The sequence below is a fragment of the Streptococcus sp. 20925_1_22 genome, from assembly GCF_041431685.1.
Taxonomy (GTDB): Bacteria; Bacillota; Bacilli; order Lactobacillales; family Streptococcaceae; genus Streptococcus.
The window spans coordinates 203,593-226,424 of the sequence record NZ_JAPVYE010000004.1; the positions used below are offsets into that span (position 1 = coordinate 203,593).

General features: G+C 43.6%; 21 protein-coding genes. 10 read left to right on the plus strand and 11 right to left on the minus strand.

Features of this window, described 5'->3' with window-relative positions:
• Positions 1 to 15: 15 nt before the first annotated feature.
• The 4 genes from O3621_RS07010 (at position 16) to O3621_RS07025 (ending at position 5,249) form a co-directional block, all read left to right on the plus strand.
• On the plus strand, positions 16 to 387 hold the full coding sequence (locus O3621_RS07010) for a cupredoxin domain-containing protein (RefSeq protein ID WP_002901455.1): 372 nt from the start codon (positions 16 to 18) through the stop codon (positions 385 to 387).
• A 10-nt stretch (positions 388 to 397) separates the two neighbouring features.
• Positions 398 to 2,620 (plus strand): heavy metal translocating P-type ATPase, encoded by a 2,223-nt coding sequence (locus O3621_RS07015; protein ID WP_314449854.1) that lies wholly within the window; start codon positions 398 to 400, stop codon positions 2,618 to 2,620.
• 351 nt (positions 2,621 to 2,971) lie between these two features.
• Complete coding sequence (gene spxB / locus O3621_RS07020; protein WP_125341102.1) at positions 2,972 to 4,747, plus strand: pyruvate oxidase; 1,776 nt, start codon at positions 2,972 to 2,974, stop codon at positions 4,745 to 4,747.
• Positions 4,748 to 4,901: 154 nt separating this feature from the next.
• Positions 4,902 to 5,249 (plus strand): VOC family protein, encoded by a 348-nt coding sequence (locus O3621_RS07025; RefSeq protein ID WP_125341100.1) that lies wholly within the window; start codon positions 4,902 to 4,904, stop codon positions 5,247 to 5,249.
• Positions 5,250 to 5,385: 136 nt separating this feature from the next.
• Here the strand turns inward: O3621_RS07025 and O3621_RS07030 are convergent, their stop codons facing one another.
• The 4 genes from O3621_RS07030 to O3621_RS07045 form a co-directional block, all read right to left on the minus strand.
• Positions 5,386 to 6,261, minus strand: coding sequence for a cysteine ABC transporter substrate-binding protein (locus tag O3621_RS07030; protein WP_125336385.1), 876 nt, complete (start codon positions 6,259 to 6,261; stop codon positions 5,386 to 5,388).
• An 88-nt stretch (positions 6,262 to 6,349) separates the two neighbouring features.
• On the minus strand, positions 6,350 to 7,099 hold the full coding sequence (locus tag O3621_RS07035; RefSeq protein WP_371513980.1) for an amino acid ABC transporter ATP-binding protein: 750 nt from the start codon (positions 7,097 to 7,099) through the stop codon (positions 6,350 to 6,352).
• Between the two features lie 8 nt (positions 7,100 to 7,107).
• On the minus strand, positions 7,108 to 7,785 hold the full coding sequence (locus O3621_RS07040; RefSeq protein ID WP_371513981.1) for an amino acid ABC transporter permease: 678 nt from the start codon (positions 7,783 to 7,785) through the stop codon (positions 7,108 to 7,110).
• Positions 7,745 to 8,425: an amino acid ABC transporter permease gene (locus O3621_RS07045; RefSeq protein ID WP_125341096.1), complete on the minus strand. Its 681-nt coding sequence runs from the start codon at positions 8,423 to 8,425 to the stop codon at positions 7,745 to 7,747. The genes O3621_RS07040 and O3621_RS07045 overlap by 41 nt, the downstream gene beginning before the upstream one ends.
• Positions 8,426 to 8,688: 263 nt before the next feature.
• On the opposite strand from O3621_RS07045, the gene O3621_RS07050 reads away from it, so the two are divergent.
• Complete coding sequence (locus O3621_RS07050) at positions 8,689 to 10,128, plus strand: 6-phospho-beta-glucosidase (RefSeq protein ID WP_371513982.1); 1,440 nt, start codon at positions 8,689 to 8,691, stop codon at positions 10,126 to 10,128.
• A 72-nt stretch (positions 10,129 to 10,200) separates the two neighbouring features.
• Here O3621_RS07050 and O3621_RS07055 read toward each other — a convergent pair whose 3' ends face one another.
• The 4 genes from O3621_RS07055 to O3621_RS07070 form a co-directional block, all read right to left on the minus strand.
• The gene (locus O3621_RS07055; protein WP_125341095.1) at positions 10,201 to 11,148 is read right to left on the minus strand and encodes an alpha/beta fold hydrolase; all 948 of its coding nucleotides are present in this window, start codon (positions 11,146 to 11,148) and stop codon (positions 10,201 to 10,203) included.
• 42 nt (positions 11,149 to 11,190) lie between these two features.
• Complete coding sequence (locus O3621_RS07060; RefSeq protein WP_125341094.1) at positions 11,191 to 11,754, minus strand: hypothetical protein; 564 nt, start codon at positions 11,752 to 11,754, stop codon at positions 11,191 to 11,193.
• Positions 11,751 to 12,350 (minus strand): TetR/AcrR family transcriptional regulator, encoded by a 600-nt coding sequence (locus O3621_RS07065; protein ID WP_371513983.1) that lies wholly within the window; start codon positions 12,348 to 12,350, stop codon positions 11,751 to 11,753. Before O3621_RS07065 ends, O3621_RS07060 begins: the two co-directional genes overlap by 4 nt.
• A gap of 397 nt (positions 12,351 to 12,747) precedes the next feature.
• Positions 12,748 to 13,413, minus strand: coding sequence for an HXXEE domain-containing protein (locus O3621_RS07070; RefSeq protein WP_371513984.1), 666 nt, complete (start codon positions 13,411 to 13,413; stop codon positions 12,748 to 12,750).
• A 95-nt stretch (positions 13,414 to 13,508) separates the two neighbouring features.
• Between O3621_RS07070 and O3621_RS07075 the strand changes: the two genes are divergently transcribed.
• Positions 13,509 to 14,069, plus strand: coding sequence for a TetR/AcrR family transcriptional regulator (locus O3621_RS07075; RefSeq protein WP_208447622.1), 561 nt, complete (start codon positions 13,509 to 13,511; stop codon positions 14,067 to 14,069).
• Between the two features lie 213 nt (positions 14,070 to 14,282).
• Here O3621_RS07075 and O3621_RS07080 read toward each other — a convergent pair whose 3' ends face one another.
• The 3 genes from O3621_RS07080 to O3621_RS07090 all read right to left on the minus strand — a co-directional run bounded on the left by O3621_RS07080 (position 14,283) and on the right by O3621_RS07090 (position 18,774).
• Positions 14,283 to 16,061: a serine hydrolase domain-containing protein gene (locus O3621_RS07080; RefSeq protein ID WP_371513985.1), complete on the minus strand. Its 1,779-nt coding sequence runs from the start codon at positions 16,059 to 16,061 to the stop codon at positions 14,283 to 14,285.
• Positions 16,062 to 16,078: 17 nt separating this feature from the next.
• A complete protein-coding gene (locus O3621_RS07085; RefSeq protein ID WP_125341088.1) occupies positions 16,079 to 17,860 on the minus strand; it encodes a serine hydrolase in 1,782 nt (593 codons plus the stop codon).
• A 101-nt stretch (positions 17,861 to 17,961) separates the two neighbouring features.
• Positions 17,962 to 18,774, minus strand: coding sequence for a CPBP family intramembrane glutamic endopeptidase (locus O3621_RS07090; RefSeq protein ID WP_125341086.1), 813 nt, complete (start codon positions 18,772 to 18,774; stop codon positions 17,962 to 17,964).
• Positions 18,775 to 19,201: 427 nt separating this feature from the next.
• On the opposite strand from O3621_RS07090, the gene O3621_RS07095 reads away from it, so the two are divergent.
• The 4 genes from O3621_RS07095 (at position 19,202) to O3621_RS07110 (ending at position 22,772) form a co-directional block, all read left to right on the plus strand.
• On the plus strand, positions 19,202 to 19,882 hold the full coding sequence (locus O3621_RS07095) for a response regulator transcription factor (protein ID WP_004188707.1): 681 nt from the start codon (positions 19,202 to 19,204) through the stop codon (positions 19,880 to 19,882).
• Between the two features lies 1 nt (position 19,883).
• Positions 19,884 to 20,759, plus strand: coding sequence for a sensor histidine kinase (locus O3621_RS07100; RefSeq protein WP_371513986.1), 876 nt, complete (start codon positions 19,884 to 19,886; stop codon positions 20,757 to 20,759).
• Between the two features lie 455 nt (positions 20,760 to 21,214).
• On the plus strand, positions 21,215 to 22,048 hold the full coding sequence (locus tag O3621_RS07105) for a CPBP family intramembrane glutamic endopeptidase (protein ID WP_111676474.1): 834 nt from the start codon (positions 21,215 to 21,217) through the stop codon (positions 22,046 to 22,048).
• A 109-nt stretch (positions 22,049 to 22,157) separates the two neighbouring features.
• On the plus strand, positions 22,158 to 22,772 hold the full coding sequence (locus tag O3621_RS07110; RefSeq protein ID WP_371513987.1) for a helix-turn-helix domain-containing protein: 615 nt from the start codon (positions 22,158 to 22,160) through the stop codon (positions 22,770 to 22,772).
• Positions 22,773 to 22,832 lie beyond the last annotated feature (60 nt).

Below are 22,832 nucleotides of genomic sequence, written 5' to 3' on the forward strand. Positions count from 1 at the left end.
AAAGAAGGAAATTCCATGTTTGGATTGTTGATTAGTATTGTTTGTTTACTTGTGGTTGCTTTTATTGCTTGGTGGTTCTTTGCAGAGCATGAAAAGGTAAGCGGCCACGCTCGTCAGAAATCAGGTTATCAAGAAATTGAAGTCGAAGTCATGGGGGGCTATTCGCCTGAAACCATTGTCCTGAAAAAGAATGTTCCAGCCCGGATCATCTTTAATCGCAAGGATCCATCTTCATGTCTGGCTCAAGTGATCTTTCCAGATTTTGGCGTTCACGAAGATTTGCCTTTAGGTGAAAAACATGTCATTGAAATTACGCCAGAAAAAGCGGGCGAATATGGGTATTCATGTGGAATGAACATGATGCATGGTCACATGATTGTGGAATAAAGGAGTAGGTATGGTAGAAAAACAAAAAGCAGTTGTGGAAAACGGAGTGCAAAAGATCCGTATTACAGCAGAAAAGGGCTATAGTCCCAAAGAATTTCAACTTCAAAAAGGGATCCCTGCTGAAATCACCTTCCATCGGGTCAATCTTTCCGGCTGTTACAAGGAAATTTTGTTTGAAGATCAGGGGATTTTAGAGCCTTTGGAAGTCGGTGTGGATAAGGTGATATCCTTTACCCCGACAGAAACAGGGGACTTCGAGTTTTCATGTGGAATGAAGATGCAAAAGGGTTCCTACACGGTTGTGGAAAAACGCCGTCGTGTCTTAAGTTTACGGGATCGCTTTTGGATTACTAGTATCTTTACCCTTCCTTTATTGATCTTGATGATCGGGATGATGGCAGGATTTGTATCCCATACAGTCAGTCGCTGGGGGACTTTTCTAGCGACAACGCCGATCATGTTGGTAGCAGGAGTTCCTTTTATCAAGAGTGCCTGGGCCTCATTTAAGAAGCACCATTCCAATATGGATACCTTGGTAGCTCTTGGAACCCTGGTAGCCTATGTCTATAGTGTATTTGCCCTTTTTACTGGTCAGCCAGTATACTTTGAGGCTGCGGGTTTTATCATCTTCTTTATCCTCTTAGGGCAAATCTTTGAAGAACGGATGCGTAACAATGCCTCCGAGGCTGTGGAAAAGTTGTTGGATTTGCAGGCAAAAACGGCTCAAGTTCTCCGTGATGGGAACTATGTCGAGGTGGCGGCAGAAGATATCCAAATTGATGACTTGATTCGGGTCCGTCCTGGGGAAAAGATTGCGGTTGATGGGACGATTGTAGAAGGAAGTACGACCATTGATGAGTCGATGGTGACAGGTGAAAGCTTGCCTGTGGAAAAATCAGTTGGTGATGCAGTTATCGGCTCCACTATCAACAGCAATGGGACCATTCTCTTTAAGGCTGAAAAAGTCGGTAGTGAGACCCTCTTATCTCAAATTGTGGACTTTGTCAAAATGGCCCAATCCAGTCGTGCTCCTATTCAAGATTTGACGGATAAGATTTCAGGTATCTTTGTTCCAGTGGTGACGATTTTGGCCATTGCGACTTTCTGGGTTTGGTCCGTGCTTCTGGGCGCGTCGCTTCAAGAGGCCATGCTCTATGCAGTCTCTGTCCTCATTATTGCCTGTCCTTGTGCCCTTGGTTTAGCAACCCCAACAGCCCTGATGGTCGGAACCGGCCGTAGTGCCAAGATGGGGGTTCTGATTAAAAATGGAACGGTTCTTCAAGAAGTGCAAAAGATTCAAACCGTTGTGTTTGATAAGACAGGGACTATTACCATTGGCCAACCACTTGTAACCGATGTTGTAGGAGATGAAGCGCGTGTCTTGACACTGGCTGCTAGTCTTGAAACTTTTTCAGAACATCCACTAGCCCAAGCGGTGTTATCCCAAGCAGAAGAAAAAGGTTTGGTGTTATTCCCTGTGGAAAACTTCCAAGCGATTGAAGGAAAAGGGGTCCAAGGTCAGATCGACCAGCAGTTGGTGACCTTGGGAAATGGCAAACTTCATGACGGGACAGCGATGGATCCGGAGCTTGAAAAACGGATGGTAGAGTTGCAAGAGCAGGCCAAAACAGTGATCAGTTTGTCTGTGGATGGGCAAGTGATTGGCTTGATTGCCATTCAAGATGCTCCGAAGGCCAGCTCAAAAGAAGCGATCAAAAAGCTCAAAGAACGGGGCTTGAAAACGGTCATGTTAACGGGGGATAATGAACGGGTGGCCCAAGCTATTGCTAAGCAAGTGGGAATTGACACCGTCATTGCTGATGTCCTTCCTCAAGAAAAAGCTAGCGCCATCCAAAAACTGCAAGAAGCTAGCAAGGTCGCCTTTGTTGGAGATGGGATCAATGATGCTCCAGCTCTCTCGATCGCGGATGTGGGGATCGCTATGGGATCTGGAACGGATATTGCGATCGAGTCCGGTGGCATCGTGCTCACGCAAAATGATTTACTTGGCGTTGTGCGCGCCTTTGACATGAGTCAAAAAACCTTCCGCAGGATATTACTCAATCTCTTCTGGGCCTCTATCTACAATATCCTTGGGCTTCCAATTGCTGCTGGAGTCTTTGTAGGACTGGGATTGACCCTCAATCCAGAACTAGCAGGTCTTGCTATGGCCCTTAGCTCTTTGTCTGTTTTGACTAGCTCGCTGCTTCTCAATGTTGAGAAAATTGATTAAATGAAATAAAAAGTGATACAGAATTTTGTATCGCTTTTTGTTTGATTTCCTACAGCTACAAGTCTTAGAGGCGCATGCAAATTATAATAAAATATCCTATTCTACTATAGTTTGTGAAATTTTCTCAAAAAAAGAGCATCTGTTATGTAATAGGGATTGAGCATCTCTGAGCAGATTCTTATATATGTGAATCTCTTTGTGATAAATTAATACTGTAATCGTTTTGTAAATCGTTTTCATGAGAAATGTCAGAAAAAACTCATTTTCAAAACGAAACCTGATCGCAAAGATGGAGTAGAAGCGCTATGCTACATTTTTAAAGGATCAAAATAGATTTAAAGGAGAGTTACAATGACTCAAGGAAAAATTACTGCATCTGCAGCAATGCTCAACGTATTGAAAACATGGGGCGTAGACACTATCTACGGTATCCCATCAGGAACACTCAGCTCATTGATGGACGCTTTGGCTGAAGACAAGGATATCCGTTTCTTGCAAGTTCGCCACGAAGAAACTGGTGCTCTTGCTGCGGTGATGCAAGCTAAATTTGGCGGCTCAATCGGGGTTGCAGTTGGTTCAGGTGGTCCAGGTGCGACTCACTTGATTAACGGTGTTTACGATGCAGCTATGGACAACACTCCATTCCTTGCTATCCTTGGATCACGTCCAGTCAACGAACTCAACATGGATGCCTTCCAAGAGCTTAACCAAAACCCAATGTACAACGGAATCGCTGTATACAACAAACGTGTAGCTTACGCTGAGCAATTGCCAAAAGTTATCGACGAAGCTTGCCGTGCTGCAGTATCTAAAAAAGGTCCAGCTGTTGTTGAAATTCCAGTAAACTTTGGTTTCCAAGAAATCGACGAAAACTCATACTATGGATCAGGTTCTTACGAGCGTTCATTCATCGCTCCTGCCTTGAACGAAGTTGAAATCGACAAAGCTGTTGAAATTTTGAACAAGGCCGAACGTCCAGTTATCTACGCTGGATTTGGCGGTGTTAAAGCTGGTGAAGTGATTACTGAATTGTCACGTAAAATCAAAGCACCAATCATCACAACTGGTAAAAACTTTGAAGCTTTCGAGTGGAACTATGAAGGTTTGACAGGTTCTGCTTACCGTGTTGGTTGGAAACCAGCCAACGAAGTGGTCTTCGAAGCAGATACAGTTCTTTTCCTTGGATCAAACTTCCCATTTGCTGAAGTGTACGAAGCCTTCAAGAACACTGAAAAATTCATCCAAGTAGATATCGACCCTTACAAACTTGGTAAACGCCATGCCCTTGACGCTTCTATCCTTGGTGATGCAGGTCAAGCAGCTAAAGCGATTCTTGATAAGGTAGACGCAGTTGAGTCAACTCCATGGTGGCGTGCAAACGTTAAGAACAACCAAAACTGGCGTGATTACATGAACAAACTCGAAGGTAAAACTGAGGGTGAATTGCAATTGTACCAAGTATACAACGCAGTTAACAAATACGCTGATCAAGACGCTATCTACTCAATCGATGTAGGTAACACAACTCAAACATCTACTCGTCACCTCCACATGACACCTAAGAATATGTGGCGTACATCTCCACTCTTTGCGACAATGGGTATCGCCCTTCCTGGTGGTATCGCTGCTAAGAAAGACAATCCGGATCGCCAAGTATGGAACATCATGGGTGACGGTGCATTCAACATGTGCTACCCAGACGTTATCACGAACGTTCAATACAACCTTCCAGTTATCAACCTTGTCTTCTCAAACGCTGAATATGCCTTCATCAAGAATAAATACGAAGATACCAACAAACACTTGTTTGGTGTTGACTTCCCTAACGCTGACTACGCGAAAATCGCTGAAGCTCAAGGAGCTGTTGGATTTACAGTTGACCGTATCGAAGACATCGACGCAGTTGTTGCAGAAGCTGTGAAACTCAACAAAGAAGGTAAGACAGTTGTTATTGATGCCCGCATCACTCAACACCGTCCGCTTCCGGTAGAAGTTCTTGAGTTGGATCCAAAACTTCACTCAGAAGAAGAAATCAAAGCCTTCAAGGAAAAATACGAAGCAGAAGAACTCGTACCATTCCGCCTCTTCTTGGAAGAAGAAGGTTTGCAATCACGCGCAATTAAATAATTCCTCTCGCTGAAAATCAAATTTAAACTGTGTCATCTTCACCTTGCCGCATAGCGGTACAGCCTGCGCTTTGATGTCTTGTTTATAACTTGATTTTCTTAGAGTCGAACTTGAAAAGATCGGAGCAATCTGGTCTTTTTATGGAGAATAGTCAATGAATTTAAATCAATTAGATATTATCGTTTCAGATGTTCCCCAAGTCTGTGCTGACTTGGAGCGTATTTTTGATAAAAAAGCCGATTATGTTGACGACAGTTTTGCTCAGTTCACGATTGGCAGTCATTGCCTCATGTTGTCCCAAAATCATTTGATTCCTTTGGAAAATTTCCAATCAGGAATCATTCTCCACATCGAGATTGAGGATGTAGACCAGAATTACCAGCGGTTGAAAGAGCTTGGTACTGAAATTTTACACGGCCCAGCTGTAACTGATTGGGGAACAGAATCCCTGCTAGTTAAAGGACCTGCTGGTCTAGTGATTGATTTTTATCGAATGAAATAGGTCTGTTTGACATAGAAAAAACGCATAAAATCAACTGATTACAAAAGTGTTGATTTTATGCGTTTTTATGTGAACTGTTCTTATATTTCGGCTAGAAATTAAGTTTTTTCTAACTTCTTGCTCTATATCAGCAGGTTTATTTAACTTCCCCGCCTTCAACAACTAGGTCGTCAGCCTTAGCAGCTTCGCCGTATGTCGGGTGGAGAGTTTCTTCATAGGCCTTGTGGAAGAAGTTTTCTTTGCCGAGTTTCTTGATTTCGTCGTTGATATAGTTGAGCAGCTCGGTATTGCCCTTCTGCACAGCTGGAGCAATGGTATCTGGATCACCTAGCGAAGTGATGCCGACTTCAAAGCCTTTGTTTTCCAGCGCCCAGGCAAGGACTTCAGTATTGTCCGTAGAAAAGGCATCGCCGCGGCCGTCCAGCAAGGCTTGGTAAGCATCGCTGTATTGATCATACTTTTGCAGCTTGATATTCGGATAGTTCTTTTCAAAGTAGGTTTCAGCTGTGGTTCCTTTGGTGATGATCAGGGTCTTACCTTCCAACTGCTCAGGCTTGGTGATAACTGAGCCTTTTGGTGATACAACTCCAAGAGATACTTTCATATAGGGCAGAGCGAAGTCAACTTGTTTTTTCCGCTCGTCTGTGACAGTGAAGTTGGCTAGGGTAATATCGACCTTGTTGGAGATTAAGTATTCCGCTCGATTAGCAGCATCTACAGGCACGTACTCTGGCTTAACACCCAAATCTTTGGCTAGTTGGTCGCCCAGATAAATGTCATAGCCTTGATATTTGCCCTTGTTATCTACATAACCGAAAGGTTTCTTGTCACTGAAAACCGCGATACGAAGCTTACCGCTCTTTTTAATTTCCTCAAGACTGCGGGCCTTGACTGTTTTGCTGGAAGCTGCGTCTTTGTTACCAGCATCTTTCTTGCTGGAACTGCCACAAGCGACAAGGAAGAAAGCTAGAGTAAGGGTTGTTAAAGCAAAGATTGTTTTAGATAATTTCATAGGAGACTCCTTTATAAGATATGGGAATGTGAAGAAAATACAGAGCTACCAAAGAGCAGCCACATCAGTGGTGGGGTAGACCTAACTGTCAGCCTAGATGGCTGAAGTCAAAGACATTGAGAAATTCCTGAGCTCGCTGGGTTTTGGGTTGACTGAAGAACTGCTGGGTGGTATTTTCCTCGAGGATACCACCTTGGTCCATGAAGATGATCCGATCGGCAATGGCACGGGCGAACTGCATTTCGTGGGTCACAATCAACATGGTCCGGCCTTCCTCAGCCAGATCATTAATGAGCTCTAGCACTTCGCGGACCATCTCGGGATCCAGCGAGGCAGTTACTTCATCAAAAAGGATGATTTCTGGGTGCATGAGGAGCGAACGGACGATTGCTACCCGTTGCTTTTGGCCGCCAGACAGTTGGCGAGCAAAACTGTGCTTTTTATCAGCCAGGCCGACCCGCTCCAGCAGGCTTTCAGCTTCCTTGATGACCTCGTCCTTCTTGCGCCCTTGAGCTTTTATGGGACCAAGAATCAGATTTTGCAGGACATCCAGATGGGGGAAGAGCTCATAGCTTTGAAAGACCATGCCAATCTTCTGACGAACGAGATGGAAGTCCTTTTTCTGGCTGAGGATGGACTGGCCATCCAGTAAAATATCGCCAGACTGGATGCTTTCAAGACCGTTGATACAGCGAAGCAGGGTCGACTTGCCGCAGCCAGATGATCCTAGGATGACCACGACCTCTCCTTTTTGGACAGAAAGAGACAGGTCTTTAAGGATGGCATTGCTGCCGAAAGACTTGCGAATGTCTCGTAATTCTAAAATGATTTCCGACATGGTGTCCGTTACTCCTTCCAGATGGTTTCCAAATAAGAGGACAGCTTAGAAATAGGAAAGCAGACTGCGAAGTAAAGCAGCAGAATGCAGCCATAAATCCAAAAAGCAGCAGAAGGGATAGACAGACGATTGCTATCAATAATCTGCTGGCCGACCTTGACAACCTCAATGACTCCGATAAGGACGATGAGTGAGGTTGTCTTAATCATCCGCGTGATTAGGTTAATCGCCTGCGGCAAAAGCCGTCGCAGTACCTGTGGGATGATAATGTAGACATAGAGTTGGCGCTGCGACAGTCCCAGTGCCTGACCACTCTCAAACTGATGCTTGGGCAGGGAAGTAATGGCCCCTCGTACCAAGTCTCCCATCTCCGCCGTTCCCCAAAGAGAGAAGACGATGATGGCTGAAAGCTCACCAGAGATATTGATGTCAAAGTTTCTGGCTAGGCCAAAGTAAACCATAAAGAGCAGAACCAGCTGGGGCATGACGCGGATAAACTCTAGATAGGCTCTGGACAGAAAGCGCACGACTTTTGAGTTCGAGGTCATGATGATGCCAAAAATAGTCCCCAAGATAAGGGAGATGATGACCGAGAGGATAGAAATACCAATGGTAACGCCCAGCCCCTGTAAGATACGTAAGAAATTATTCCCCTGAAAGAGTACTTGAATGCCCAAATCCTGCACGCCGCAGCCTCCTTTCTATCCAGCTAAAGCCAAGTGAGATTGGCAGCAAAATAATCAGATAAGCGATGACCAACATGAGCAGAGCCGTATCTGTCTCGTAGTAAAGGCCAATCAAGTCTTTAGCTACAAACATTAGGTCTGCCAAGGCAACAGCTGAAAATACTGAGGTTTCTTTGATTAAAAAGATGACATTGGCACTAAAGGAAGGCAGGGCAATAGCTGTAGCCTGAGGCAGGATGACATAGTAGAAGACTTGCACTGGTCGTAAGCCGATAGATAGTCCGACCTCCCTCTGCGTTCGGCTGACTGCTTCAAGGCCGCTTCGGAAAGACTCAGCCATATAGGAACCACCCAGAAAGATTAGCCCAATCGTTGCGCAAGCCTCAGAGGACAGAACGAGGCCAACACGAGGCAGGCCAAAGAAAAGAAAGAAAAGCTGCAGCAACAGCGGCGTATTGCGGGAAAACTCAATATAGGCGGTTGCTAGCGGCTTCAAAACGGGAATCTTGTAAAAGCGAATCAGACTGACTAAAAATCCAACAGCAATCGACCCCAAAATCCCCCAAAAGGCGATGAACATGGTTAAAAGAAAGGCCTCTTGATAGAGGGGATAGTAGTCACTTACAATGTCCCAGTTCACGGCTCTCACTCCTTAAACACTTGATGTTCCTAGTTTAGCATAGATAACAGACCTTTAGTAATATGTATTTTTTATCGCACTGATAAGGAAAATCTATCACTGGTCTGAAGAGAAATGCCAGATTGGGAATTTGTTATTTCAGCTGTGAAATTGATCGGTCATAGAATAATATTATTATTCGACATTATGTTATAAGTATTTTAGATTTTACTTTGTTATACTATAAAGTATAGAAAATCTTTTATCTTACTAAGGAGGAAGATATGACTGAAAAACGGACTTTTCCTGCTGGTTTCTTGTGGGGCGGAGCGACAGCTGCCAACCAGTGCGAAGGCGCTTATGATGCGGATGGTCGCGGGCTGGCTAATGTAGATGTGGTGCCGATTGGTGAGGACCGTCTGGCCATCATCACGGGTAAGAAAAAGATGTTTGACTTTGAGGAAGGCTATTTCTACCCAGCCAAGGAAGCTATTGACATGTACCATCGCTTCAAGGAGGACATTGCCCTCTTTGGTGAGATGGGTTTTAAGACCTATCGTCTGTCCATTGCTTGGAGCCGGATTTTCCCTAAGGGGGATGAGCTGGAGCCCAATGAAGCTGGCCTGAAATTTTACGAAGACCTCTTTAAGGAATGCCACAAGTATGGCATTGAGCCCTTGGTAACCATTACTCACTTTGACTGTCCCATGCACTTGATTGAGCAATATGGCGGTTGGCGGAGCCGTCGCATGCTGGAATTTTACGAGCGTCTCTGCCGAACTCTCTTTACCCGCTACAAGGGCTTGGTCAAGTACTGGCTGACCTTCAATGAGATTAACATGATCCTCCATGCACCATTTATGGGGGCGGGGCTCTGCTTTGAAGAAGGTGAAAACGAAGAACAGGTCAAATATCAAGCAGCCCATCATGAGCTGGTCGCGTCAGCTATTGCCACCAAGCTGGCTCATGAGATTGACCCGGAAAACAAGGTCGGCTGTATGCTAGCGGCGGGTCCATACTATCCCAATACAGCTCATCCAGCTGACTATTGGGCGGCCATGCAGGAAGATAGAGAAAACTATTTCTTCATTGATGTGCAGGCGCATGGCGAATATCCTAATTATGCCAAGAAAGCTTGGGAGCGCGAGGGCATCACTGTCGAAATGACAGAAGAAGACTTGCAGCTGCTTAAGGAACATACGGTGGACTTCATTTCCTTCTCATACTACTCTAGCCGAGTGGCTTCGGGCGACCCTAAGGTCAATGAGCTGACCGAGGGCAATATCTTTGCTTCTCTCAAGAATCCTTATTTGGAAGCTTCTGAGTGGGGCTGGCAGATCGACCCTCTGGGATTGCGCATTACGCTTAATACCATCTGGGATCGTTATCAAAAGCCCATGTTTATCGTGGAAAATGGTCTGGGTGCAGTGGATACTCCAGATGAAAATGGCTATGTGGCTGATGATTACCGGATTGACTACCTGGCGGCCCATGTCAAGGCTATGCGGGAAGCCATCAATGAGGATGGGGTAGTTCTGTGGGGCTACACGACCTGGGGCTGTATCGACCTGGTATCAGCCGGCACTGGCGAGATGAAGAAGCGCTATGGCTTTATCTACGTGGACCGGGACAATGAAGGCAGGGGGACACTCAAACGCTCTAAGAAGAAATCCTTTGACTGGTACAAGGAAGTCATCGCGACTAACGGAGCATCTGTGAAATAAGAAAAAGGCTGAGATATGAATTTCTCAGCTTTTTTCAAGGATGTATTTTTATTAAATATTTTACAAGATTCATTAATTCAAGAATTCTTTTATTTGCTGGGCGATTTCCTCTGGCTTTTCATCATGGATATAGTGGGAGCCTTCTAATGTCACAAGTTTGGCTTGGGCATTCTGCGCGGCAAACTCTTCCTCTAACTTGGGAGCTTCTCCGCCTTTCTGGACAGCCGCAAAGATAAGAGTCGGAATCTGAGGCACGGGTTCTTTGTTAATCGTTTCAACATTTTTCTTCCGATTCTTGACTTCGTTCATGACCGCCTGGGTGACTGACCGCTGGTGGAACAAGGCTTTAAAGACAGCTTTTTCCTGATCATTGAGAGCCCCAGACTTTATGGCTGGGCTGCTATTTTCATCAAAGAAAATCGGTAGGCGGGCTAAGCCTAACATTCTCCCCAGCTGGATAGTCTGATAAGAACCATAAAATTTCTGCTGGTCGGCCACCTCTGTATGAGGCATGGTCATATCCAGCCCGATAATAGTTTCTACTTCTTCTGGGTAATGATTGGCCCAGTGAATCGTTTCTAAACCAGCAATCGAATGCGGAACCAAAACATAGGGACCGGATATCTTAGCAGCTTTGAGGGCCTTACGTGTCTGCTCCACTTGTCTATCCAATGAGCGGTCATCGTTTCCATCATCGCTGTAACCATAGCCTAGACGTTCTACCACGACGATGCGATAATCATCCTCCAGCTTGGAATAAAGAGCCTTGAAATCCAGAACCGGAGCATTGGTGCCTAGACCTGCTAGAAAAACCAAGGTCTTCTTGCCCTTGCCGGCAGTGTAGACATTAAGCTTCTTACCCTCTACCTCGACTAGCTGGCCAATCGGCTTCTCAATGAGTTTGCTTTCCTGAGCTATTTGAAAGCGGTGATAGAGAAAGATAGCCAATAAGGCCAGAGCTAAGAGTCCTACCAGCCAAGTGATTGTTTTAAGGATAAATATAAAGATTCTTTTCAACATAGGGATTCCTTTCTGTTCATCGTATTTTAGACTCGCATACTTTTATTTATAATCTTTACTCCAAGCGGTCATATCGTGATTTACACTAAAAGCGAATAGAAGTTTAATCAGGTAAAGTGATAAAAGAGCTGTCATACTGATTGGCAATTTACTGTAACTAATAAGAAGAATGCAACCCAACCCCGCCATAGAAGCACCAGTTAATGCTTGCTCCCTGCAATCTTTCAGTAGTTCGCTAACAAACAGAGCGCCTATCATCGCACCAAGCCAGACCATAGTACAGGTTAGTAAAGATTGATTAAAAAGTAGAGCTAGAAGTAAGGGCTGAATATGAATCAGGAGGAAAATACATCGTCGTTTTACAGACTCCCGATAATAATGATTAGTCCCTTGAGATAAATTAGCGATCACTCCTCCGCTGATATCTACAGATAAGAGGCAAAAAGTGATGATTTGCCATAATGGCCAATTCTGATCTGGCAAGGAAAGACGCCAGAGTAATCCAGTTACCAGAAAAGAGAAGGTCATCGTGATAACTATGGTCATCAGACTTGTTTTCCGTCCAAATAGTTCCTGTAAAAACTTAGGTGTGCAAATATCTCTCAATATTTTTTTCCTCCCTGCCCCATGATAAATTCTATCTGTTCCAATCCTTTTTCCATTAAAAGTGATGATGGCATATCCGTATAAAGATATCGGATTACCAAAAGCCCTAAACTGTTATAAAGTATTTCCAGCAGGAGGTCGATTGGGTAGTTTTCTGGCAGTAGATGGGCCTTGCTTTCCAAGTAAGTCTTAATTGATTGAAGATATTGGCTGTCAAGATACAGCAAATTGCTCAAATATTGACTTGAATCAGTATCAGAGGTGAGGATTTGAAAAATGCTCTGCCAGTCGGACTTTTCAACTTCAGTTATAGTGCCAACATCAGATATAATCTGCTTTTTAATACTTGCCACAAGCTCTGTATAAGTCTCAGCATTTTCATCAAATTTTGTAGTCAACTTAAACTGCTTCTGGATAACTATTTCAATAAAAATTTGCCCCTTGCTTTTAAAATAATTATATAGAGTTCCAGTAGCTATATCACAGACTTCTGCAATCTCTCGCATAGAAACTGCTCCAAAGCCCTTAGAGCGAAACAACTCCCCTGCCACTTCTAAAATAACTTGACGATTTTTTTCTTTTTTACTTACTTTCATTTTTAAATCCCTTTTCAAAATATGAATGCGTTCATTTTATGAATTTGTTCATATTGTAATAAATAAAATATAAAAAATCAAGAAAAAACTAAATACAATTTAGTGGTCAAAAAATAGAAAGCCAGAGGGACTGATATATAAAATTTGCCTTAGAGCACCCACCACTGCCAAAGCAGAGAGACTGGTCAGGTGTGTCTATATTATTGTTTCTGTCGCGACAGAGTTGGAAATAGCAGCTAACAAACATTAGATATGTCTGATTGAGTCGCAAGGCCAAACTTAAAATAGAAGAATAAAACTAGGTCACTTTTTGATTTTCGGTGAGTATTAGTCGCTCAGTTATGCCTTCGACTTCTCATAGAATTTTTAAAGAAGATTATGAAATAGGGAAGGGAATTCAGATTTTTTCTCTTGCAATATATTTTTCATAATAACGATTGCTATCAAAAGGATAAGGGGTCTCTTTTGATTTGAACAGTTGCTCAGGGATAAGAACGACACTACTTACAAGAACTGTTCCACTGATAATGGCTAAAATGATTATTGACAAGCTGGGGAGATTTGTAGGATACTGGTTCAGAACATAGTAGAGAGCATGAAGCGTAAAGACAACCGCTGTCGCAAAACCTGGGTTATAAATGGTTCTTTTTCCTACTGTACGAAAACGTCGGTACATACTGAACCCAAAAATCAGGTGGCCAATCATTTCAAAAAAGCAAAAGATAAGATTCCAGATGACAATGATCTGATTGACACCGTAGAAGAGACAGACAATACCAATTAATTCAGCTAACATGATAGTCAGCATATCAGAAAATTGATTCATAGGATAGCGATCGGGCTGTTGAGAGCGCCGAAGCATGTTGTAGTTATAATGAAAACCGCCAGGAAATCTCCATTCCTCTAGACAGTGTAAAGGGAGCATGACATAGATTATAGCGACAAATCTGCTTCCAGCATCTAGTGTGGTCCAATGTGTGATAAGATATAAGAGAATACCGATTCCCATAGCAAAGAGAATGGGAATCCAGATTTTTAACCAAACAGAAATCAGTTTGGACATAACAATACCTCATTTGTATAAGATAAGTCTAGTATAGACAAAATCTGCCATGAATGATACCAACAATTTTGCCCAAAGTGTCCGAAAGGAAAGTCATGAGTTTGTTATTTGCATTAGAAGAAACCAGAGAATTTTTTATGGAAGCTTTTCTCAAGGCTTTACGCGAAAAGCCTTTAAATAAAATATCAGTAAAAGAACTTTGTCAAAGGACGGGTTATAATAGGTCGACATTTTACTACTATTTTGAGGATGTTTATGATCTCAGGAAGCAAGTGGAAACCAATTTGATTCACTCTATCATTTCTGAAATCAGTCTGCAACCAAATCTGACAGACGAGAAATTTATAAAATCGTTGATTACTGTTCATAAAGTCTATGGTGAAATAATCGTATTTCTAAACAGAGATTCTTCCTTTTATGAATCTTACAAACAAGCCTTGCAACCTCATTTGCTGGCATTTTTAAAAGTTGAAAAACTAAATACAGAATTAGACTTGATTTTTGATTTTGTAATGGGAGGGATTTTCGCGCTGCTAGAAAAATATGCCAGACAGGATATTCCCTTAACAGTTGAGGAACTAACCCTCTTTATTCAAGAACAAATTAACAAATTATCAGTTTGGCATTCATACTCAAATAATGAAAATTCACACTAGGCAGGAATAACTTGAGTATGAATCAAAAAACGTATGACATGTTACTATTTGATAGCTAAGCATATGTTTTCTCTTTCTCGCCTATCTATTCTGTCAACCTGACACTGCTTCTCTACATCTTTCCCTCGTACCTCTAAGCAGCTAATATGGAGGACATCATATTTTTCCAAAAAGCCAAAGCCCACCTTCCCAAAGGAAGGCAGGCAACTTATATCACAGCACCCACCACTGGTAAAGAGACCAGTAAAGGATATTAGCGACCACTGCCAAAGCAGATAGACTGGTCATGAACGTCAGGAAGAGACGGCCCTTGCTGAGCTTTTTCCTGGATTTTCTGAACAGCGGCAGCAGAGCAGTAGCGGTTAGCAGGAGCCCCAAGGCAGCAAAGAGCATGTAGCGCCAATGAGCTAGAGAATCAAGGTCATCTGACATCAAAGGTATCATAATCATTAGTAGGTTTAGGGGAACAGCCAGAATACCAAGAGAAGTCAGTAGATTCCAGACCTTCCAAGTGCGGTCTGTGCGCTCAACCGTTTTTCGGGAAATCAAGCGATAAGCTCCTAATAAAAGGCTGATAATGAGCGTTCCAAAACTATAGACAATTCCAAGGATGCCTAATCCTAAGATGATATAGTCCTTATAGAAGTCAAAAGCAGAGATTTTCTCATAGTCCACCACAGCGACGGGGATTGTAATCTTTCCCTTGCTCTTATAGATGGTCCAAAAATTGGTACTCAAGATTCGGTTTTGAGCAGGATTGTCAATCTTTTCTATTGAGGGCATCATGAGTCTTAGAAAGGACAAGGGACCATGGAGATAGGTGCGCGGAGAACGGTAGTAGCCTGGTTTAAACTGCTTTTGAGTCTCTTCGTCAGCTGTTTTGCGTCTTCCGAAAACCAGTTCGGGCATTTGGTAGTTGTAATTCTCTTCCATGCTTTGATTGGTCATGACTATGTAGCCGATGCCACTTTCCAAGTCTAGTATGAGACGAGAGCTGAAACCATCAGTATTGCCGCCGTGGCCAATGATGCTGACTCCGTATTCGTTGATCCAAAAACCGTGGGCATTACGGGCTATGTTTGTACCTGGATAAGTCGAAGTGGGATTGTAGAGGGTATTCCAAGTTTCTGGACGTTCAAAGAGAGCCTTGCGCCCCAGCAGAGCCTGAGCAAATTTCTGTAAATCCTCCAAGGTACCGGCTGCTTGGCCAATTGAGTAGAGACCATATTCATAAAAAGCTGTCCCTAGTGAATTTCCCTTTGTATCATAGGCCTTAGACTCTTGGCGTTTTTTCTGAACATAGGGATTATCAGATAAGTCCGGTAGGAGAGCTGTCTTGTCCATGCCAAGCGGCTGGAAGATATGCTCGTGGGTATAGTCAGCAAAGGTCTGGCCGGAAATCCGTTCGACAATCAGAGAAGCGAGCCCAGCACCATAGTTAGAATAAGAGGTTACTGTTCCAGGTTCAAAGGATTGGACAGGCTGGAGCATGCGTAGATTTTCCTCTATATTTTTGTCACCTTTTGTGTAAGACAGAGATTCATCAAATCCCGTCTGATGATTCATGAGATCCAGCATCGTGATAGCTTTGTCAAAGTGCAGATTTTTAAGAAAATTCTCTGGCAGGTAGGTCTTGATATCTTCCTCTAGGTCAATCTTTCCTTGTTCCCAGAGTTGCATGACAGCTATCCAGACGGTCAGCTTGGTCACAGAGCCCCAATCAAAGACGCTGCTGTTGTCAGCTTTAATGCCTTTTTCTTTATCCATATAACCGAAGTTGCCTTGGTAAATGGTGCTATCCTTGTCAAATACTGCTGTTTCCATAGCGGCAGTCGTCTTTTCATGCTCCTTGGCATAGTCTTGGATTTTCTGGCCAACTTGGTTGCGGTCAATGCCAGATGGGAGTTTCTGCTCTTCAGCCAGTGCGGTAATTGTTCGAAAGAGTCCTAAAGTCAGAAAAGTTAAAAGGATTAGGGAAAATGTTTTTTTCATAGCTGGCTCCTTTCATATTAGAATACCCACCACTGATAGAGGGACCAATAGAGGATATTAGCGGTCACTGCTAAGGCAGATAGACTAGTCATGGCCGTCAGGAAGAGGCGGCCTTTGCTGAGCTTTTCTCTGGACTTTCTGAAGAGAGGTAACAGAGCGGCTGCGGTTAGCAGGAGTCCCAAAGCAGCAAAGAGCATGTAGCGCCACTGAGCGATTTCGCTGAAATCTCCTGAAGTTGCTGACATGAATAGCAGAAAGAGATTGATTGGGACAGCCAAAATACCAACAGCTGTTAGGAGGTTCCAGACCTTCCAAGTGCGGTCTGGCTGGTCTTGTTTCTTGCGAAAGATAAGCCGATAGACTCCTAGAAGCGGGCTGATGATGAGCAGGCCGAGGGCGTAGATGATACCAAGTCCGGCAAAGCCTAGAACAACATAGTCTTTAAAGAAATCAAAGTCAGAGACTTTCTCATAGTCTGCGACAGCCACTGCGATACGGGTCTTGCCTTGGCTCTGATAAATGGTCCAGAAGTTGTTTGGCAATCGCTGATCGTCAGATGGTTCCTGTAAGTAGTCTGCGGAGGCTGGAATCATTTTAAAGATAGCCAGAGGCCCTTGATTAAAGTTACGCAGAGTGCGATAATAGCCTGGACTGAACTGCTCTTTGGTTTCCTTGCTGGCCGTTTTGCGCGGTCCAAAGACGAGCTCTGGCATTTGGAAATTATAATTTTGCTCTGTACCTTGATTGGTCATGACGACATAGCCGATACCGTGTTCCAAGTCCAAGATTATCCGTGAAGTAGCGCCAGCTGTATTTCCGCCGTGGCCTAACACAGTAGTACCGTATTCGTTGGCCCAAAAGCCATGAGCATTGCGGATGATATCCGTGTCAGGATAGGTGGAACTGGCAGTATAGAGGGTGTTCCAGGTCTCTGGGCGCTCAAAGAGCGTCTTGCGAGCCAGCAGGGCTTGGGCGAACTTCTCCAAGTCTTTCAAGGTGCCAGTAGCCGCTCCGATAGGATAGATGCTAGTGATGAAATGGTCCTTGCTCAGTAAGTTTCCTTTAGTGTCGTAACCTTTGGTTTCTTGATGCTTTTTCTGAACGTAGGAATTGTCTGATAGATCCGGCAAAATAGCCGTTTTATCCATGCCCAGTGGTTGGAAAATATGCTCATGGGCATAGTCGGCAAAAGTCTGACCAGAGATCCGCTCGACAATCAGAGCAGCCAAGCCAGCACCGTAATTTGAATAAGCTGTGACTGTACCGGGTTCAAAAGACTGAATAGGTTGTTGTTCTTTAAGGATTTCTTCGATACTTTTATCTTCTTGTAGGTACATGGTTACCTCATCGAATCCTGCCTGATGACTCATCAGATCCAACATGGTGATAGGTTTGTCATAGCGGAGATTCTTAAGAAAGCCCTCTGGCAGATAGGTGCGGATGTCTTCTTCTAGGTTAATCTTACCTTGCTCCCAGAGCTGCATGACAGAGACCCAGATGGTTAATTTGGTTACGGAGCCCCATTCAAAAACGCTATCATCATCAGCCTTAATGCCTTTTTCCTTATCCATGTATCCAAAGTTGCCTTGATAAATGGTACCATTCTTGTCAAAGATAGCAGTTTCCATGCCAGCTGTTGTTTTTTCATGTTCCTTGACATAGTCTTGGATTTTCTGGCTGATCAGGTCACGTTCGATACCAGATGGCAGCTTTTGAGACTCCTCAGCCGATGCAGTAATTGGCCGGAAGAGTCCTAGAGTTATAATCGTTAGAAGCGTTAGAATAAATGTTTTTTTCATAGCATTTCCTTTCTGTTCAACTTAAGTATTCACATAAGCTGAGTTCAGATAGTCGGCGCAGTCTCCTTTTAATTTAGAATTAGGTTATTCTTATTTTTTTATCATGCGTTTTTCTCTTCCTTATCCGCCCGATACCAGAGATAAATACTGTAAAGGGTCAGAATACCCAAGCCGCCAAGGTAAATGAGGGAGTTAACCTGAGAGAAATCAAACTTATCAGCTAGGTTGATGCCGACAAACGTTGCTATCAGAATATCTAGTAGGGCATGGAAAATCATACAGGCAAGGACAGATTTCGTCTTCTTATGCAGTGCAGCAAACCAGATGGACTGGACTATACTTACAATGATAAAGACTAGAAAGGGATCCTGACTTCGATCATAAAAGCGGTCATAAAACCAGAGAGGAATATGCCAGCAAGCCCAAGCTAGTCCGGTTATCGAGGAGGCGATAAACATAGAGAACTTCTTTTCCAAAGCCGGCTGCAGAAAGCCTCGCCAGCCAGGCTCTTCCATGCCACCAGCCAAGGTCATAAGGTAGATAAAGGATCCAATAAATGAAAGCAGAGCTCCGTCTACTAGCTTGCCTCCGGAAGCTAATGCAAAAGTCACAGCCAGACCTCCACTGAAGAATAGGAGATAGAGCCAAGTCCCTTTCTTGCTTGAGAAGATAAAGGAACAGATGGCTTTGAAGCCTTTTATTTTCAGCACGATTAGGCTTGCTATCACCGGTCCGAACATACTGAAACTCGTTAGGAGGCCTTCCAGAGCCAGATAGAGTATAGGTGGATTTTCCGGCCAGAGATTTTTGAGAATGATAGCTAGCAACATAAATCCCCAAGTCCAGCCGAAGTTCCAGGCTAGGAACGGCCAGACTAGTTTTGGTTGTGGTTCTATTCTTGTTTTATTAGTCATAGGATTTTCTCCTTTAAATGGTTTGATTTTTGTACTCTGATAAGGTCATTGATTTTTTGCTTCGTTTAGCTGTACTCTGTATAAAAGACGGCATTTGCACTTCAGCTCTTGTTGAAAAATCCTTGACCTTAAGCTTGATAAAAGAATCAGTCAAATCAATTTTTTCATGCGAGTCTCCTTTTTCTTTAGCCCTCAAGGGCGAAAGTGATACTTCTAAAAATGATTTTGCAAAAAATTTTAAACATATTAAGCCTCCTTTTTATAGCACATACATTTCTTATTTCTTTCTATTTTAAAGTCCGATTCTCAAATATCCTTCAAGTAATTCTAAAATATTTCTAAAGTTTTTCGAATAGTCCATCTTTTATTGACTTAGCCTCTTATCCTTGCTACACTAGTGATAGGAAATTTCTGGAGGCGAGTGTTTATGGCTCATATTTTACTCATCGAAGACAATAGTGATATTCATGAAATTCTAAAAGAACTTTTTCAGAAGGAACACACGGTTTATTCTGCCTATTCGGGGACAGAGGGCATTTCGCTGTTTGAGCGGGAGGAGATTGATTTGGTCCTTTTGGATATCATGCTGCCGGGGAAGAATGGCGATGAAGTGTTGAGGGAAATTCGCAGCAGCAATGCTACGGTGCCAGTGGTTATGCTGACAGCCCTTGGTGAGAAAGCGCTGGTTAGCCAGTACCTGCTGAATGGTGCTAATGATTATATCGTCAAACCTTTCAATCTGGATGAGGTTTTTGCCCGTATCACCGTGCAGCTGCGCAGCCAGCAGACTTTGGCTGGCGAAGAAGAAGGCCAGTCCTTTAAAAATATTCGTCTGCTCAAGGCTACCTTTGAGGCGGCCTGCGGTGAGAAAAGCGTCCGTCTGAGCAAGAAAGAATATCATATCCTCCAGCTCTTGCTTCGTCATCCCAAGAAGATCTACACCAAGGAAGAGCTCTTTGAGCAGGTCTGGGAAGAGAGCTATCTGCCTGGGGATAATACCCTGAATACTCACCTCAGCAACCTACGTAAGAAACTGGCTCAGTTGGACCCAACAGAGGAATACATAGAGACTGTTTGGGGACTGGGTGTCCGGCTCAAGGAGGACTGATATGTTGGTGTTAGTCATTTTATTTGCCCTTATCAGTCTGTTTCTGGCTATTGGTTTCATACGCTATCATCTGGCGGTCAAGGATGTGGCACAGCAGATTCGTCGGAAGCGACAGACAGGGAGCCAGAATCGTCTGGCTCCTGCTGCTCATGCCCCCAGTATTTTGGAGTTGACAGAGGAAGCAGAGTTGCTCTTTCGGGAGCTAGATAAGACGACCTTTGTTGTCCAGCAGGAAAAGAAGACGCTGGATATGGCTATCAGTAATATTGCCCATGATATCCGCACCCCTCTGACCATTGCTAGCGGCTATACCCAGCAGCTGCTGAAGGATGATAGTCAGGAAAGTCAGCAGTTAATCAAAATTGCAGATAGTCTGGGAATGGTATCCAAACGGCTGGAAGCCTTGATGGAGTACCGCCGGCTGATGGAGGGGGCCATAAGGGCCAATGTCCAGCCGACAGATATATCTCAGCTGGTAACCCAGCAGCTTTTTACCTATTATGACGCCTTCCAGAAAGCCCAGATTGACTTGCAGGTAGAGTTAGCTGAAGGTCTAGAGTTAGAGACAGACCCAGAAATTCTTGAGCGTATTGTCCAAAATATGATAAGCAATGTCCTCAAGCACGGTCGTAAGGCCGCTAGCATTTCGCTGAAAAAAGACGGCGAGCACTGTATCTTTACCGTCAAAAATATCGTCCAGCAGCCTATCCAATATCTGGATAAGCTGACCAATCGCTTTTACTCAGAAAATCTATCCAGCAGCGAGGGGTCTTCAGGGCTGGGGCTCTACATCACCCAGCAGTTAGTCGAAATCCTAGGCGGAGACTTGACAATGAAAGCCGAGGACGACTGGTTTGAACTAGCTGTGACTTTGTAAAAAAGACTTGAAAAAGCAAAATAAGGAAGGCTCAGCTCTATCAGCTAGTCTCAAAATCCGCTCAAAAAACCTAAGCTAATTTTTGAATTGGCGGAGGTTTGTTTTTAGATTAAGTCGAAGAAAGGCATGATAAAGATGCCTTTTTGTTTTGTGATTTGAAAAGCAAGTCATATCAGCGAGGTCATTTTAACAGTCAAAGTGAAAAATCAGCCAACTGCTCTAAACCCTTGATATAACTGACTTGCAACTGACAGTTGACAATGATTCCAAGTTCAATCACTCAAAAAGCAACTAGATTTTTTCTTTATTCCAAGTCCAGTCGCTAGAAAGGCAACTGGCTTTTTTGTTAATCTGAAAGCAGAAGCCAAGTTTTTGATTTCGGAATGAACGAGTCGCTGTCTTTGAAGATTTGGATTAAAAACTTGAGTTTAATTATATTATAAGGAGGTATTCTCATGAATACAGAAACAACTATCAAACCACAACCAAAACTAATTTTGCCGTTCCTAGCTTGGAACTTCGGCTGGACATGGGGATTCTGGCTGCTGGACATTATCCTCAAAAACCTTTGGCCAGACAGCCCACCTACAGCCTATCTTGCTCTTGAAGCTATTCTAAATGGTATTGCTATGTTTGGGCCTATGCTGGCCAGCCTGATCGTACTGAAAAAGAAAGGCTTCAAGGCCATTTGCTCCTATCTCTTTTCAGGCAAGAAAGAGACCTGGCTCTACTTGCTAATCTATGGTGGCGGTCTGACCACCTTCTATGCCCTAGCTTCTGGCGGCAAGCTGGTAGACGGCGCTTTAGTAAGATTTCCTTGGTTTTTTATCTATTGTATTGTCCTATCGGGCGGGATTGAAGAATTCGGCTGGCGTGGCTTCCTACAGCCGGCCTTAGAGAAAAAGTTTTCTTTCTTTGTCTCTACCTTGATGACCGGTATTATTTGGGCCATCTGGCATATTCCTCTCTGGTTTTACGATCGCTTTTATGATCGAAGCCATGATCTTTTCTCAGTTTTTATCATTTTCAGTATCCTTCTCTCTTTCTGGCTTGCTGCACTTTATAAGAAGACCCAGTCTGTTCTTGCTTGTAACATCTTTCATGCGCTCTCCAACACCCTTATCCCGACTTTTGTTGGCATAGCTCAAGCTAACAATCAATTGGATTTCTCTCAAGTCAATCCCTTCTTTTACTTTGGAGGTGTGATTCTCCTGACACTTTATAGTATCTATCTCTGGTATCGGACGGATAGGGAGGAAAAAGCACTTCCATCTAAAGAAGAAATCTAGCATTGTATGAAGAGATGACAATCAGACTTTGTAGTCTATCCGCCTTGTGCTATAATAAGTTTCAATGAAAGAAAGTATAAAAAATAAGAAAGATTAGGTAAAACAATCCATGAATCTATCAGACAGAATCCAGTACCTGCGAAAAGCGCGGGGCATTTCTCAGGAGGGGCTAGCCGACCAACTCGGTGTGTCCAGACAGGCCGTTTCCAAGTGGGAGAGTGAACAGAGTATGCCTGATTTAGATAAGATCATTTCCATGAGTGACTATTTTGAGGTGACCACAGACTATCTGCTCAAGGGAATTGAGCCTGTAGTCCAGAAAGAGGAAGAGCAGTCAATCAAGTACAGGAGAATAGCCAGCAATATTTGCTATCAGCTCTCTCTTGGCTTTGTCGGTCTGGGCATCATCCTCTCCATTATCCTAGCTGATTTTCTCAAGATCAGTATCTTGCTAACGCCGGTGCTGATCGTTCAGGGAGTAGGGCTGCTGGTGTGGGGAACGGGCCGCAATCTATCCGAGGTAAGACCTTCTTTTCAGGTTAAGCTAGCCTTGATTTTATTCTTGTTCTTTGTTCCCCTCGGATTTCTATCTAATGTTCTTTTTCCTCTGGGCAAGATCTTTCCATATCCGACCAGTCTGGCAGCCAGTCTTACCTTTGTCACTTTCTACCTTATCCTAGGAGTCTGCATCAGTCTGTTCTTGAAAAAGCAAGATTGGAAGTAGTGAAAGAAAGCCGATAAAGCGGTGCTAGACCAGAAGGAGTGAAATCCGCTCAAAAAACTC